Source organism: Streptomyces sp. NPDC051109, assembly GCF_044455885.1.
In the GTDB taxonomy this organism is placed as follows: Bacteria; Actinomycetota; Actinomycetes; order Streptomycetales; family Streptomycetaceae; genus Streptomyces.
The window spans coordinates 577,841-591,634 of sequence record NZ_JBITFF010000001.1; the positions used below are offsets into that span (position 1 = coordinate 577,841).

Below are 13,794 nucleotides of genomic sequence, written 5' to 3' on the forward strand. Positions count from 1 at the left end.
GGCTTGCGGATCAGCTGCTGGCGCATACGGCCTCCTCGCTCAGACCAGGGCCGGGCGGCGGGGTTCCACCGCGCGGCCGTCGGGGAGCAGCTCACCGGTGTCGTCGAAGACCACCAGGCCGTTGCAGAGCAGGCTCCAGCCCTGTTCGGGGCGGAAGGCCACGGTGCGGGCGGCGTCGTGATCGGCGCTGTCGGCGGACGGGCAGGGGGGCTGGTGGGAGCACATGGCGCACCTCCTCGCAGTGTGGGGCGGGAGGGCCGGTGGTCACCCGGTCGAATCCGCGATCCACGGTGGCGGTGAGTATTGCTGATCGCCGCCCCCGGACGGAACCCATATTCGTGGTCCAGTTCAGGGTGTGTATGCCCGCTCACCATGCGCTCATGCCCGGTATTCGGATCGTTCACCCGACGCCCCTTGGAGGGCGCGGCCACGCGGGCCGCGGCGGCCTTCGCGGCGCGCACGGGCGTGGCCGGGATCACGTTCGCCGCGGGCCCGTTGCCCGACTGCGGCGGGCGGGGAAACGCGGGCTAGGGTGCCGGTGATCACCGACCGCCCGGTGGTCACCGCGAGACCCGAGGAGGGATCCGTGGCCACTCCGCCACCGCAGCACGGCGCCGGCCCGTACCACCCGTACGCCCCGCAGCAGGGCAGCCCCCACCCGTACGGCCTGCCGCCGCAGGCAGTCCCGTACGGCCTGCCGCCGCAGGCGGTCCCGTACGGCCACCAGCCGGTGCCGCAGGCCCCGTACGGCTGCCGGGTGTGCGGGGCCCAGCCGGCGGTGCGGGCCACCGTACGGGGGCACCAGGGCATGCTCGTCCTGATGCGGTTCCTGCGCCAGGAGGGGCCGTTCTGCCGCGACTGCGGACTCGCCACCTACCGCGGGATGTCCGCGGACACGCTGTGGCAGGGCTGGTGGGGCCCGCTGTCCGTGTTCATCACGCCGGTCACCCTGCTGATGAACGTCGGTGCGCGGGCGCGCTTCCTCCGACTCGCTCCCCCGGCGGGCGCCATCGTGCGCTCGCTGGACCCGGGCAGGCCGCTGTGGCGCCGGCCGTCGGCGCTGGCCTTCCTGGTGCCGGTCGTGCTGCTCGCCTTCGTGCCGCCCGTGCTCGTCCTGCTGGGTCTGGCGGCCGGGGAGGACAAGCCGCCCGCGCTGATCACCGGGCAGTGCGTGCGCAACGAGGGCGACTGGCACGACCAGAAGCTGCTGATCACGGACTGCGGCTCGGCGAACGCCCAGTACCGGGCCACCCGCCCTGCGGACAAGCCCGGCGGTACCTGCGCCCCGCGCGACTTCCTCGCATCCCTGGAGTACAGCCCCGACGGGGAGAGCCTCACCTGCCTGACGCCGCTGCGTTAGACGTGCGCCCCCGGACACCGGAAGGGGGCGGGGGCGCCGTCGTCCGGGCCGCGCTAGCGGATCGGCATCTGCGAGATCGTGCGGGCGATCACCAGCCGCTGGATCTCGCTGGTCCCCTCGAAGATGGTGTAGATCGCGCTGTCGCGGTGCATGCGCTCCACCGGGTACTCGCGCGTGAAGCCGTTGCCGCCGAGGATCTGGACCGCCTGGGCGGTGACCTTCTTGGCCACCTCGCTCGCGAACAGCTTCGACATGGAGCCCTCCGCCGAGGTGAAGGGCTTGCCCGCGACCGCCATCCAGGAGGCCCGCCACACGAGCAGACGGGCCGCGTCGATGGAGGTCCGCATGTCGGCGAGCTGGAAGGCGACGCCCTGGTTGTCGATGATCGGGCGGCCGAACTGGGTACGGGTCTTGGCGTAGTCGAGGGCCACCTCGTACGCCGCGCGCGCGGTGCCGACGGCCATGGCGCCGACCGCCGGGCGCGAGGCCTCGAAGGTGGCCATGGCCGCGTTCTTCACGCGCTCGCCGCCCCCGGCCCTGGCCCGCTCATGGGCCCGCGCGAGGCGCTCGTCCAGCTTGTCCTTGCCGCCCAGCAGGCAGGAGCCGGGGACGCGGACGTCCTCCAGGACCACCTCGGCGGTGTGCGAGGCGCGGATGCCGTGCTTCTTGAACTTCTGCCCCTGGGACAGGCCCGGCGTGTTGGGCGGCACGATGAAGGAGGCGTGGCCCTTGGTGCCGAGCTCGGGGTCGACGACGGCGACGACGATGTGGACGTTGGCGATACCGCCGTTGGTCGCCCAGGTCTTGGTGCCGTTGAGGACCCATTCGTCCTTGGCCTGGTCGTAGACGGCGCGGGTCCGCATCGAGCCGACGTCGGATCCGGCGTCGGGCTCGGAGGAGCAGAAGGCGGCGACCTTCACGTCGTCGGGCGTGCCGTACATCTGCGGGATCCAGGTCCCGATCTGCTCCTCGGTGCCGTTGGCGAGGACGCCGATGGCGGCGAGCCCGGTGCCCACGATCGACAGGGCGATGCCCGCGTCACCCCAGAACAGCTCCTCCATGGCCATCGGGATGCCGAGGCCGGTAGGGTCGAAGAACTGCTGGGCGTAGAAGTCGAGCGAGTAGATGCCGACCTTCGCGGCCTCCTGGATGACGGGCCAAGGAGTCTCTTCGCGCTCGTCCCATTCCGCGGCGGCGGGCCGGATCACTTCGGCCGCGAAGCCGTGGATCCAGTCGCGTACCTGCTTCTGGTCGTCATTGAGCTCCATGGTGAACTCCGCCATGTCCCCTCCAGCTGTGCGTCCACCAGTGTGTTACTAGCGGTAACCCATACGGTGGCCACAGTCTGTTACCGACGAGTAAGCACTGTCAAGCAGACCGGTCCGCAGGGCAGCCGATTCGATCACGAGGGTGTGCGGGGTGTTACGTTGCGTGGGCGTCACGCACCATCGCAAGGGCGGGGAGAGAAACACGTCATGGAGACCACTCAGCAGGCCGGCGAACCGGGAGCGGCCGAGCGCCGCAGACGGGAGCTGCTCGAAGCGGCCGACCGGGTCGTCCTCCGGGACGGCCCCAAGGCGTCCATGAACGCCATCGCGGCGGAGGCCGGCATCACCAAGCCGATCCTCTACCGGCACTTCGGCGACAAGGCCGGGCTCTACCAGGCCCTCGCCGTCCGGCACACCGACGCCCTGCTCGACTCGCTGCGGGCCGCGCTCGACGCCCCGGCCGAGCGCCGCAGCCGCGTGGAGTCCACCCTCGACACCTATCTCGCGGCCATCGAGGCCCGGCCGCAGGTGTACCGGTTCCTGATGCACCCGGCCGAGGACTCGCACTCCGCCGAGCGGGGCTTCGACGTGGGCCTGCACTCGGCGCCGCTGCTGCGCCGGCTCGGCGAGGAGCTCGCCGACGTGATCGGCGAGCGCGTGGACCTCGGCCCCGGCGGCGAGCGCCTGGCCCGGATCTGGGGCCACGGCATCGTCGGGATGATGCACGCCGCGGGCGACTGGTGGCTCGGCGAACGCCCCTGCGACCGCGCGGAGTTGGTCGCCGGACTCACCGACCTGCTGTGGGGCCGGCTGGCCACGGCCGGCAACCGCGTGGACGGCCCGGGGTTCTGACGGGCCCGGGAGCCCGAGGGCCCGCCGGATCGGGCCGCGCTCAGTCCTGCGCGGCCCCGGCGGCCCGTGCGCCCCACGGCGTCTTGCGGATCGCCCGCCGCAGCCGCCTGGCGCGCAGCCCCGTGACCCGGTCCGCGTAGACCGTGCCGTCGAGGTGGTCGCACTCGTGCTGGAGGCAGCGGGCGAAGAACCCGGTGCCCTCGATCCGCACGGGCGCGCCGTCGGAGGTGACCCCCTCGACGACCGCGCGGTCGAAGCGGACCGTTCCCGCTTCCAGGCCGGGCAGCGACAGGCAGCCTTCGGGACCGCGGAACTCGTCCCCGTCGGCCGCCACCAGACGCGGGTTGACGATGTGCCCGACGTGGCGCACGTCCTCGTCGTCGGGGCAGTCGTACACGAACACCCGCTGCCCGACGCCGATCTGGTTCGCGGCGAGGCCGACGCCCTCGGCGGCGTACATCGTCGCGAACATGTCCTCGATGAGCCGGTCGAGGGCCGGGCCGAAAGCGGTGACCTCCGCGCACGCCGAGTGGAGCACCGGGTCGCCCAGCAGGCTGATGGTGCGGACGAGGCCGGTGGTACCGGGGATGGGGCGCTGTCGCATGGCCGTAAGCGTACGACGGGCGAATATATGAGGAGATCTGCGGCGCCCCGGGGGCGCCGCGGTCAAGGCCCCGGCCGGTACTGGATAGGCTGGGGCCGACCGACGCAAGGAGGACAAGGGACGATGGCAGGCAACACAGAGCCGCTTTCGCCGCGGGCCAAGCTGGCCGTGACGGCGGGCAAGGCCGCGGCGGCGGTGTCGCGGGCCGCGGGACGCGGAAGCGGATCGGTGATCGGTGGCAAGGTCGCACTCAAACTCGACCCCGATCTCCTCGGAGCGCTCGCGCAGCATCTCGACGTCGTCCTCGTCTCCGCGACGAACGGCAAGACCACGACGACCCGGCTGATCGCCGAGGCCCTGCGGGCCAGCGGGCCGGTCGTCTCCAACGCCCTCGGCGCCAACATGCCGGCCGGCATCACCTCCGCCCTCGCGGGCGGCTCCGATGCCAAGTACGGCGTCATCGAGGTGGACGAGAAGTACCTCGCCGGAGTGGCCCGGGACGTCACCCCCAAGGTGATCGCCCTGCTGAACCTCTCGCGCGACCAGCTGGACCGCGCCGCCGAGACCCGCATGCTCGCGGAGAAGTGGCGCGAGGGCCTCCAGGGCTCCAAGGCCGTCATCGTCGCCAACTGCGACGATCCGCTCATCGTGTGGTCGGCCTCCTCCTCGCAGAACGTGGTGTGGGTCGCCGCCGGCCAGGAGTGGAAGGACGACGCGTGGTCGTGCCCCTCCTGCGGTGGCGTCATGCAGCGCCCCGGCGACGACTGGTTCTGCGGCGAGTGCGGCTTCCGGCGCCCCGTCCCGAGCTGGGTGCTGTCCGGGGACCACGTACTGGACCCGCACGGCTCGGCCTGGCCGATCCACCTCCAGCTGCCCGGCCGCGCCAACAAGGCGAACGCCGCCACCTCGGCCGCCGTCGCCGCCGTCTTCGGCGTCCCGCCGCAGGTCGCGCTGGAGCGGATGTACCAGGTGCAGGCCGTCGCCGGCCGCTACGACGTGGTGAACTTCCAGGGCCGTGAGCTGCGGCTGCTGCTCGCGAAGAACCCGGCGGGCTGGCTCGAAACGTTTTCGCTGATCGACCCGCCGCCGACCCCGGTGATCCTCTCGGTGAACGCGCGCGGCGCCGACGGCACGGACACCTCCTGGCTGTGGGACGTGGACTACCCGCGCCTGGCCGGCCACCCGATCTTCGTGATCGGCGACCGCAAGCTGGACCTCGCGGTCCGCCTGGAGGTCGCCGGCCTGGACTTCCGCGTGTGCGAGACCCTCGACGAGGCCGTACAGCTGGCGCCGCCCGGGCAGATCGAGCTGATCGCCAACTACACCGCCTTCCAGGACGTGCGCCGCCGCGTCGGCAACTAGAACCCTCAAGGACAAGAGCATGAGCGACAACAGCCTGCGTCTGGTGTGGGTCTACCCGGACCTGCTGAGCACGTACGGAGACCAGGGCAACGCCCTCGTGGTGGAGCGCCGGGCGCGCCAGCGCGGCCTGGACGTGCAGCGCGTGGACGTGCGCAGCGACCAGCCCATCCCGACCTCGGGCGACATCTACCTGATCGGCGGCGGTGAGGACCGCCCGCAACGGCTCGCCGCGGAGCGCCTGCTGCGCGACGGCGGTCTGGAGCGGGCCGTCTCGAACGGGGCGATCGTCTTCTCCGTCTGCGCCGGCTACCAGATCCTCGGCAACGAGTTCGTCAACGACATCGGCGAGCGCCAGGAGGGCCTCGGCCTGCTGGACGTGGTCACCGTGCGCGGCGAGGGCGAGCGGTGCGTCGGCGACGTCCTCGCGGACATCGACCCGCGCCTGAACCTGCCCCAGCTGACGGGCTTCGAGAACCACCAGGGCGTCACGCACCTCGGTCCGACGGCCCGCCCGTTCGCCCGGGTTTCGATGGGCCGCGGCAACGGCACCGGCGACGGCACCGAGGGCGCGTACAACGACACGGTCTTCGGCACCTACATGCACGGCCCCGTGATGGCGCGCAACCCCCAGATCGCGGACCTGCTGCTGAAGCTGGCCCTCGACGTGAACGCGCTGCCGCCCATCGACGACCGGTGGTACGAGGCGCTGCGCGCGGAGCGCATCGCGGCGGCGACCCAGCCCGCATAACACCGCGCGGACCGCTCATCGGGGCGGCCCCGCAATCATGTGTTCGGCCCGGTTTTCCCTTGGGGGAACCGGGCCGACGTGGTTTCGTACGACGAGTGTGACCAGCATGTGGAGGATGGTTCAGCCCACCGCTCCACCGCTTGTAGGGTGGCCGTAGTTCCAACCGGACGACGTGGTCCGGTCGTCGGCCCACGTTGCAAAGGTCCTCCTGCCATGCGCATTGGTGTGCTCACTTCCGGCGGCGACTGCCCCGGCCTCAATGCCGTCATCCGATCCGTCGTGCACCGCTCCGTCGTCGACCACGGCGACGAGGTCATCGGCTTCCACGACGGCTGGCGCGGCCTGCTGGAGTGCGACTACCGCAAGCTCGACCTGGACGCCGTGGCCGGCATCCTGGCCCGCGGCGGCACCATCCTCGGCTCCTCCCGGGTGCAGCCGGCGCACCTGCGCGACGGTGTGGAGCGGGCCCGCGGGCACGTGGCCGACCTCGGCCTGGACGCCATCATCCCGATCGGCGGCGAGGGCACCCTGAAGGCCGCGAACCTGCTCTCGCAGGCCGGTCTGCCGATCGTCGGCGTCCCCAAGACCATCGACAACGACATCGCCTCGACGGACGTCACCTTCGGCTTCGACACCGCCGTCGGGGTCGCCACCGAGGCCCTGGACCGGCTGAAGACCACCGCCGAGTCCCACCAGCGCGTGATGGTCGTCGAGGTCATGGGCCGCCACACCGGCTGGATCGCCCTGCACTCGGGCATGGCCGCCGGAGCGCACGCCATCGTCGTCCCGGAGCGCCCCTTCGACATCGACGAGCTGACGGCGATCGTCGGCGAGCGCTTCTCCGCGGGCAAGCGGTTCGCGATCGTCGTGGTCGCCGAGGGCGCCAAGCCGCGCGCCGGCTCCATGCACGTCCAGGAGGGCGGCACCGACCAGTACGGGCACGAGCGCTTCGCCGGCATCGGCAACCTGCTCGCGGTCGAGCTGGAGCGGCGCCTGGGCAAGGAGGCCCGTCCGGTCATCCTGGGACACGTCCAGCGCGGCGGTACGCCGACCGCGTACGACCGGGTCCTGGCCACCCGCTTCGGCTGGCACGCGGTCGAGGCGGCGCACCGCGGCGAGTTCGGGATGCTGACCGCGCTGCGCGGCACCGAGATCGAGATGGTCCCGCTCGCCGACGCCGTGCAGACCCTCAAGACGGTCCCCTCGGAACGGTACGCCGAGGCGCAGAACGTTCTGTGACGTCTCCCCCCTTCCGTGCCTCACTCCCGTGATGGGCGCCCCCGGACGCGTTCGCCTCCGGGGGCGGCACTACTGTGGTGGGGCACCACAGGTCAAGGGAGTGAACAGATGGATCACAGCGGTCACGGCATGGACATGAACATGGACATGGACCTGCCGCCGTTCACTCTCGGGCGCGGGCTGGAATTCTCCTTCGACGCGTTCTTCCTGATCGGCTCGCTGGTGGGCCTCGGCCTGTACCTGTGGGGCGTGGTGCGGCTGCGCCGGCGCGGGGACGCCTGGCCGCTGGGCCGGACCATCGCGTTCACCACGGGTGTGCTGACCGTCGCCCTGGTGATGTGCACCAAGCTGAACGACTACGGCATGGTCATGTTCAGCGTGCACATGGTCCAGCACATGGTCATCAGCATGCTCTCCCCGATCCTGCTGCTGCTGGGCGCGCCGGTGACGCTGGCGCTGCGCGCGCTGCCGCCCGCCGCGCGGGGCGTCAAGGGACCGCGCGAGGTGCTGCTGATGCTGCTGCACAGCCGCTATATGAAGGTGATCACCCACCCGGTCTTCACCATCCCCCTGTTCATCGCCAGCCTCTACGCCCTCTACTTCACCCCGCTCTTCGACTTCCTGATGGAGAGCAAGGCCGGGCACATCGGCATGATGGTGCACTTCCTGGCCGTCGGCCTGATCTTCTTCTGGCCGATCATGGGCGTGGACCCGGGCCCGCACCGCCCCGGCTACGTGATGCGGATGCTGGAGCTCTTCGCGGGCATGCCGTTCCACGCCTTCTTCGGCATCGCGCTGATGATGGCGAGCGAGCCGATGATCAAGACGTACGCGAACCCGCCGGCCTCCCTCGGCATCGACCCGCTGCTCGACCAGCAGTGGGGCGGCGGCATCGCCTGGGCCTTCAGCGAGATCCCCTCGGTGCTGGTGCTGATCGCGCTGGTCTACCAGTGGTACCACTCGGAGCAGCGGGCGGCGAAGCGCTCCGACCGCGCCGCGGACCGCAACGGCGACCAGGAGCTGGAGGCGTACAACTCCTATCTCGCCTCGCTCCAAGCGCGTGGCCAGTAGCGCGGCGGCGCCTTCGCGCGCGACCATGGGGCATGACCGGATCCGTTAAGGCGATGGCCGTGATGACCTTCGCCGCTCTGGTGGCCGTCGCCACGTACTCCGTGGCCCTCGGCAGCAACGGCTGGCTGTGGTTCGGCTGGGTGGTCCTCGGCCTGCTGACCGTCGGCATGGCCGCGTCCCGCAAAACCTGAACCGGCGCCGGCGCGCCCCGCCCGCTCCTCCCGCCTCAGCCGCCCTTCCCCAGGCCCGGCCCTCTTGGCCGGTTCCGACGGCCCTCACATGAACCCCCGGCAACGCCGTCCTGGTTCGCCGTGCCCATCTGGCGCCGCGTCCGGCACACTGACCTGACCCCCAGGTGAAGGGAAATTGCCCCGGTGTTCTACCAATTGCTCAAGCACGTGCTGCTCGGTCCGCTGCTCCGGCTGCTGTTCCGGCCGCGCATCGAGGGACTGGAGAACATCCCGGCGGAGGGAGCCGCGATCGTCGCGGGCAACCACCTGTCGTTCTCCGACCACTTCCTGATGCCGGCCATCCTCAAACGCCGGATCACCTTCCTCGCGAAGGCCGAGTACTTCACCGGCCCCGGGGTCAAGGGACGGCTGACCGCGTTCTTCTTCCGCAGCGCCGGGCAGATCCCGGTGGACCGCTCCGGCAAGGACGCCGGGCAGGCCGCGCTGCGCGAGGGGCTCGGGGTACTGGCCAAGGGCGAGCTGCTGGGCATCTACCCGGAGGGCACCCGCTCCCATGACGGGCGGCTCTACAAGGGCAAGGTGGGCGTCGCCGCGATGGCGCTCGGGGCCGGGGTGCCCGTCGTACCGTGCGCGATGGTCGGCACCTTCGAGATCCAGCCGCCCGGGCAGAAGATCCCGAAGATCAGGCGGGTGACCATCCGCTTCGGCGAGCCGCTGGAATTCTCGCGGTACGCCGGGATGGAGGGCGAGCGGGCCGTTCTGCGGGCCGTCACCGACGAGATCATGTACGCGGTCCTCGGGCTGTCCGGCCAGGAGTACGTCGACCGGTACGCCGCCGAGGTCAAGGCGGAAGAGGAGGAAGCGCGGAAGAAGGCCCGGCGCAGGACGCGCTGAGCCTTCTCCCGTGCTGTTCCGTGCGGTGCTGCTTCAGAGGCCGGCCCTTAGCGGACGGCCGGGAGCTCCTCCAGCGCCGGGAGCGCCGAGGCCGGAGCCTTCTCCAGCGAGCGGGCCGCGGCCGGGGCCGGGGCGACCGGAGTGGCGTGCGGAGCGCACTTCATGTCCGTGGCGTCCACCTTGCCGGTCAGCAGGTAGGCGTCCACCCGGGTGTTGATGCAGGGGTTCACCAGGCTGGTGACACCGTGCGAGCCGGCGTTCTGCTCGGTGATCAGACGCGAGCCGCCGAGGCGGCGGTGCATCTCGACGCCGCCGTCGTACGGCGTGGCGGCGTCACGCTCGGACTGGACGATCAGGACCGGCGGCAGGCCGCGCTTGGCGTTGGCGCCGACCTCGATCGGCTTGCTCTGCTTGGCCTTCCAGGTCGCGCAGGGCAGGTTCATCCACGCGTTGGACCAGGTCAGGAACGGGTACTTCTCGTGCAGCTTGGAGTTGTCCCGGTCCCACTTGGCCCAGCTGGTCGGCCACTTGGCGTCGGCGCACTCGACCGCCGTGTACACCGCGTTGCTGTTCTCCGAGGCGATGTTGCCCTTGGTGTCGGACATGTCCGGGGAGATCGCCTCGATCAGCGGCTTCTCGTCGCCGGCCACGTACGCGCTGAACGCCTGGGCGACGGGCACCCACGAGGAGTCGTAGTACGGGGCGCCCTGGAAGAAGCCGATGAGCTCGTTCGGGCCGACGACGCCGCCGAGCGGGTTCGCCTTGGCCTTGGCGCGCAGCTCCAGCCACTTGGCCTCGACCTTGGCGCGGGTGTCGCCGATGTGGAAGACGTTGTCGTTCTTGGCGACCCAGTCCTCCCAGTCGTTCCAGCGCATCTGGAACGCGACGTCCTGGCCGAGGTTGGCCTCGTACCAGATGTTGTCCGTGTCCGGGTTGACCACACTGTCGACGATCATGCGGCGGACGTGGCTCGGGAACAGCGTCGCGTAGACGCCGCCGAGGTAGGTGCCGTAGGAGACGCCGAGGTAGTTCAGCTTCTTCTCTCCGAGTGCGGCCCGGATGACGTCCAGGTCGCGCGCGGTGTTCGGCGTGGTCATGTGCGGCAGCATCTCGCCGCTGCGCTCCTTGCAGCCGTCCGCGTACTCGGCGGCGAGCTTGCGCTGGGCGCGCTTGTCGGCCTCGTTGGACGGGACCGGGTCGGCCTTGGGGGCCTTGACGAACTCCTGCGGGTCGATGCAGGAGATCGGGGCGGAGTGGCCGACGCCTCGCGGGTCGAAGCCCACGAAGTCGTAGGCCTTGGAGGTGTTGACCCACAGCGGGCTCTTGGTGGTGACCCGGCGCGGGAAGCGCATGCCGGAGCCACCGGGGCCGCCCGGGTTGTAAACGAGCGCGCCCTGGCGCTCCTCCTTGGTGCCGGTGCTGCCGATCCGGTCGACTGCGAGGTCGATGGTCTTGCCGAACGGCTTGGCGTAGTCCAGCGGGACCTTGACCCAGCCGCACTGGATCGGGGCCTCGAAGCCCCAGTCGGCGGGGCAGTCCTTCCACTCGACGCCGGTGGCGGCGGCCCGGGCGGCGGCGAGCTGGACACCCAGCGCCTCCGGAAGCCCGCTGTTCTGGCTGGACGAAGCCGCGGCGGCCGGCGGGGCCAGCAGCAGGCCCGCGGCCAGCGCTCCGGTGATCAGAGTGGCAGCGCTCCCCAGCGCTGCAGTGCGTATCACGTGGTTGTTCCCCCTGCGTCAGACCCGGCCGGAGAAGGCCGGGTTGGTCGGGTCATTCGGTCGAACAGGGGGATCCTTTCGCCTGACCTACACCTGACAACAGAGCGAGGTCGCGTTCTTTGCCAACCCGATAACCGGAAAGGCGTGTACCGCTGAGCGGTGTCCCATTCGTCCCAGGTTCACTCAGCGCCTACCAGCCATACGTACGACACGCCGCGTCGAGTACCTCGCGCAGCCGCAGCGCGTCGGGCGCCAGGACCGTCACGAGGACGGCGGGACCGGCCAGCGGGGTGACGGCCGCGAACTCCCCGAGCACCGCGGCCGCCGGCACCGATGCGGCGAACGCCGGGTCCACGACCAGGAGCTGACCGAGTGCCCGGTGGCCCGCGAGCCCCGCCGGGCCGTCCCAGCCGCCGGGCGCGCCCGGTCCGCAGGCCAGCTCCTGGTCCAGCAGCGGGCTCCCGCCCCGGGTCACGGTGAGCCGGCTGCGCAGCAGGCCCGGCGCCTCGCCCGAACGGCCCAGCACCTGCTCCTCGCGCAGCAGCAGCCGGGCCGTGGGGGCGAGTTCGGCCCGGGTGCGCACCCGCAGGTCGCTGCCGCGTACGGAGACCAGCGGCTCCGGCAGCCACCGCAGTGCCGAGTCCTCGTCCAGGGTCAGCCGTACGTCGTACCGCGCGGGCGCGCCACCGCGCCCGGGCAGCGCCAGGGTGGCGGCCGCCGAGGCCACTGCGAGGCGGGCCCCGGGGCCGGCGGCGGCCTCCACGGTGAGGTGGTCCCCGCCGAGCGGGGCGCTCATCGCGCCGACCAGCATCACGCCGGCCTCGGCGGGGGCGCCGCGGGTGCGGCGCAGCGCTAGCGGACCTTCCCCGGCCAGCAGCGGCAGGGCGGTCCCGCCGCGTCCGTCGGCGACGGCGGAGATCCGGGCTGTGGCCCGTACGCCGGGCGGAGCCGAAACCGGGGCGGGCCGGGGCGGGGCGGCCGGGGCGGCGGCCGGCGGGGCCAGGCCGGGCGGAGCCGGGGTCGTCGCGGCGAGCGGAGCCGGGGTCGTCGCGGCGGCGGGGGGCGCACCGGTCACCGTAGGACTCACCGGGCGGCCCAGGCCGCGATCCGCCCGCGCACCCAGGCGGCCACGGGGGCCACGCCCTCCGCGCCGCGCAGCGACTGGAAGGCGACGGGGAGTTCGCCGCGCTGCTCGGCGGCGTCGCGGGCCATCCGGTCGAGGTCGGAGCCCACGTAGGGGGCGAGGTCGGTCTTGTTGACGACGAGCAGGTCGGCGGTGGTGACCCCGGGGCCGCCCTTGCGCGGGATGTCGTCGCCGCCCGCCACGTCGATGACGAAGATCTGGGCGTCGACGAGCCCGCGGGAGAAGGTGGCGGTGAGGTTGTCGCCGCCGGACTCGACGAGGATCAGGTCGAGCGGGCCGACCGTCTCCTCCAGCTCCTCCACCGCCTCCAGGTTGGCGGAGATGTCGTCGCGGATGGCGGTGTGCGGGCAGGCGCCGGTCTCGACCGCGCTGATCCGCTCGGGCGGCAGGACCGCCTCGCGGAGCAGGAACTCGGCGTCCTCCCGGGTGTAGATGTCGTTGGTGACGACGGCCATGGACAGCTCGGTGCGCAGGGCGCGGCAGAGCGCGGCGACGGTGGCGGTCTTGCCGGAGCCGACGGGTCCGCCGAGTCCGATGCGCAGGGCGCGGCGCGAGCCGTCCGCCCGTACGGGCTCGGCGCTGTGGGTGTGGCGCCGGGGGTAGGTCACGCCGTGGTCGAGGTGCATGGGGATCTCCAAGGGGATGGTGGGGGGCGGCGGCCGGAGCCGTCAGGAGGCGAACAGCCGGACCGGCCAGTCGGCATGGAGCTCCGCCGCGATCTCCAGCAGGGGTGAGGAGGCCGCGGGCAGGGCCTCGGGGCCCACCCGCAGGGCCCGGTCCGCGGCCTGCGCGGCCCGGTCCGAGACGGCGTCGAGCTCGGGGGCGAGGCGGGCCAGGACCCCGCTCGCTTCGAAGGGGTCCAGGCCGAGGAGGCGTACCGTGGCGGTCGCCGGGCCGCTCACGCTCTCGTACGCCGCCACGTGCGCGGCCTCCAGCGGTCCGAGCCCGGCCGCCCGGGCGGTGAGCCCGAGCACCACCGGCTGGTGCGCCCCGCGCGGGAAGGCCGCGGCGAGCGCGTCGAGTTCGGCGGTGGGCCAGGTGGCCCGGGCGGCGCGCAGCAGCTGCCGGCCCAGCCGCCGGGCCGCGGCGCGCAGCGCGGGCGAGGGCGTGCGGGCGTCGGCTGCGGCGTCGAGGACCGCCGGGGCGATCCCGAGGGCCGCCGCGGCGGCGAGTCCGGCGGCGGTGAGTCCGGCCGTGTGGAGCCGGCCGCGGCAGAACTCCTCCAGGGTGGCGGCGTCGTGGATCCGGCCGGCCTTGCAGGCGGCCTCGGCCCCGCCGGAGTGGGCGTGCCCGCCCGCGGGGAAGCGTCCGTCGGCGAGGACGAGCAGTGCGGCGAGGCTCAT

15 protein-coding genes are annotated in these 13,794 nt (G+C 72.3%); 8 read left to right on the forward strand and 7 right to left on the reverse strand.

What is annotated here, in order from left to right; genetic code table 11:
* Positions 1–39: 39 nt before the first annotated feature.
* Positions 40–225, reverse strand: a complete 186-nt coding sequence (locus ACIBAD_RS02455; RefSeq protein WP_030158228.1) for a DUF5999 family protein — start codon at positions 223–225, stop codon at positions 40–42.
* A gap of 361 nt (positions 226–586) precedes the next feature.
* Here ACIBAD_RS02455 and ACIBAD_RS02460 point away from each other — a divergent pair, with 361 nt between their 5' ends.
* Complete coding sequence (locus tag ACIBAD_RS02460) at positions 587–1,360, forward strand: hypothetical protein (RefSeq protein ID WP_134068288.1); 774 nt, start codon at positions 587–589, stop codon at positions 1,358–1,360.
* 53 nt (positions 1,361–1,413) lie between these two features.
* Here ACIBAD_RS02460 and ACIBAD_RS02465 read toward each other — a convergent pair whose 3' ends face one another.
* Entirely contained in the window at positions 1,414–2,643 is a 1,230-nt protein-coding gene (locus tag ACIBAD_RS02465) for an acyl-CoA dehydrogenase family protein (protein ID WP_398903847.1), read from the reverse strand.
* 192 nt (positions 2,644–2,835) lie between these two features.
* Here ACIBAD_RS02465 and ACIBAD_RS02470 point away from each other — a divergent pair, with 192 nt between their 5' ends.
* Positions 2,836–3,480: a TetR/AcrR family transcriptional regulator gene (locus tag ACIBAD_RS02470; RefSeq protein WP_134068290.1), complete on the forward strand. Its 645-nt coding sequence runs from the start codon at positions 2,836–2,838 to the stop codon at positions 3,478–3,480.
* Positions 3,481–3,520: 40 nt separating this feature from the next.
* Here the strand turns inward: ACIBAD_RS02470 and def are convergent, their stop codons facing one another.
* Entirely contained in the window at positions 3,521–4,084 is a 564-nt protein-coding gene (gene def, locus ACIBAD_RS02475) for a peptide deformylase (RefSeq protein ID WP_134068291.1), read from the reverse strand.
* Positions 4,085–4,207: 123 nt separating this feature from the next.
* On the opposite strand from def, the gene ACIBAD_RS02480 reads away from it, so the two are divergent.
* The 6 genes from ACIBAD_RS02480 (at position 4,208) to ACIBAD_RS02505 (ending at position 9,589) form a co-directional block, all read left to right on the forward strand.
* Entirely contained in the window at positions 4,208–5,446 is a 1,239-nt protein-coding gene (locus ACIBAD_RS02480) for a MurT ligase domain-containing protein (protein WP_398903850.1), read from the forward strand.
* Between the two features lie 19 nt (positions 5,447–5,465).
* Positions 5,466–6,194: a glutamine amidotransferase gene (locus ACIBAD_RS02485; RefSeq protein ID WP_134068293.1), complete on the forward strand. Its 729-nt coding sequence runs from the start codon at positions 5,466–5,468 to the stop codon at positions 6,192–6,194.
* Between the two features lie 213 nt (positions 6,195–6,407).
* The gene (locus ACIBAD_RS02490; protein WP_134068294.1) at positions 6,408–7,433 is read left to right on the forward strand and encodes a 6-phosphofructokinase; all 1,026 of its coding nucleotides are present in this window, start codon (positions 6,408–6,410) and stop codon (positions 7,431–7,433) included.
* A 108-nt stretch (positions 7,434–7,541) separates the two neighbouring features.
* Complete coding sequence (locus tag ACIBAD_RS02495; RefSeq protein WP_398903853.1) at positions 7,542–8,504, forward strand: cytochrome c oxidase assembly protein; 963 nt, start codon at positions 7,542–7,544, stop codon at positions 8,502–8,504.
* A 32-nt stretch (positions 8,505–8,536) separates the two neighbouring features.
* Complete coding sequence (locus ACIBAD_RS02500) at positions 8,537–8,695, forward strand: hypothetical protein (protein ID WP_166681950.1); 159 nt, start codon at positions 8,537–8,539, stop codon at positions 8,693–8,695.
* A gap of 183 nt (positions 8,696–8,878) precedes the next feature.
* Positions 8,879–9,589 (forward strand): lysophospholipid acyltransferase family protein, encoded by a 711-nt coding sequence (locus ACIBAD_RS02505; RefSeq protein WP_134068296.1) that lies wholly within the window; start codon positions 8,879–8,881, stop codon positions 9,587–9,589.
* A gap of 47 nt (positions 9,590–9,636) precedes the next feature.
* Here the strand turns inward: ACIBAD_RS02505 and ACIBAD_RS02510 are convergent, their stop codons facing one another.
* The 4 genes from ACIBAD_RS02510 to ACIBAD_RS02525 form a co-directional block, all read right to left on the reverse strand.
* Positions 9,637–11,307 carry an alpha/beta hydrolase gene (locus ACIBAD_RS02510; protein WP_398903855.1) on the reverse strand — a complete coding sequence of 557 codons (1,671 nt, stop codon included), beginning with the start codon at positions 11,305–11,307 and terminating at the stop codon, positions 9,637–9,639.
* Positions 11,308–11,497: 190 nt separating this feature from the next.
* Complete coding sequence (locus tag ACIBAD_RS02515; RefSeq protein ID WP_398903978.1) at positions 11,498–12,226, reverse strand: urease accessory protein UreD; 729 nt, start codon at positions 12,224–12,226, stop codon at positions 11,498–11,500.
* A gap of 164 nt (positions 12,227–12,390) precedes the next feature.
* Positions 12,391–13,077, reverse strand: a complete 687-nt coding sequence (gene ureG, locus ACIBAD_RS02520; protein WP_134068298.1) for an urease accessory protein UreG — start codon at positions 13,075–13,077, stop codon at positions 12,391–12,393.
* Between the two features lie 42 nt (positions 13,078–13,119).
* Positions 13,120–13,794, reverse strand: a complete 675-nt coding sequence (locus tag ACIBAD_RS02525; protein WP_134068299.1) for an urease accessory UreF family protein — start codon at positions 13,792–13,794, stop codon at positions 13,120–13,122.

Excerpts from the sequence above, each read along its gene's own strand:
- ACIBAD_RS02495 (WP_398903853.1), top strand. The coding sequence starts at position 7,542 with ATGGATCACAGCGGTCACGGCATGGACATGAACATGGACATGGACCTG.
- ureG (WP_134068298.1), bottom strand. The coding sequence starts at position 13,077 with ATGCACCTCGACCACGGCGTGACCTACCCCCGGCGCCACACCCACAGC.
- ACIBAD_RS02455 (WP_030158228.1), bottom strand. The coding sequence starts at position 225 with ATGTGCTCCCACCAGCCCCCCTGCCCGTCCGCCGACAGCGCCGATCAC.
- ACIBAD_RS02525 (WP_134068299.1), bottom strand. The coding sequence starts at position 13,794 with ATGAGCCTCGCCGCACTGCTCGTCCTCGCCGACGGACGCTTCCCCGCG.
- def (WP_134068291.1), bottom strand. The coding sequence starts at position 4,084 with ATGCGACAGCGCCCCATCCCCGGTACCACCGGCCTCGTCCGCACCATC.
- ACIBAD_RS02465 (WP_398903847.1), bottom strand. The coding sequence starts at position 2,643 with ATGGCGGAGTTCACCATGGAGCTCAATGACGACCAGAAGCAGGTACGC.
- ACIBAD_RS02480 (WP_398903850.1), top strand. The coding sequence starts at position 4,208 with ATGGCAGGCAACACAGAGCCGCTTTCGCCGCGGGCCAAGCTGGCCGTG.
- ACIBAD_RS02485 (WP_134068293.1), top strand. The coding sequence starts at position 5,466 with ATGAGCGACAACAGCCTGCGTCTGGTGTGGGTCTACCCGGACCTGCTG.
- ACIBAD_RS02470 (WP_134068290.1), top strand. The coding sequence starts at position 2,836 with ATGGAGACCACTCAGCAGGCCGGCGAACCGGGAGCGGCCGAGCGCCGC.
- ACIBAD_RS02490 (WP_134068294.1), top strand. The coding sequence starts at position 6,408 with ATGCGCATTGGTGTGCTCACTTCCGGCGGCGACTGCCCCGGCCTCAAT.
- ACIBAD_RS02500 (WP_166681950.1), top strand. The coding sequence starts at position 8,537 with ATGACCGGATCCGTTAAGGCGATGGCCGTGATGACCTTCGCCGCTCTG.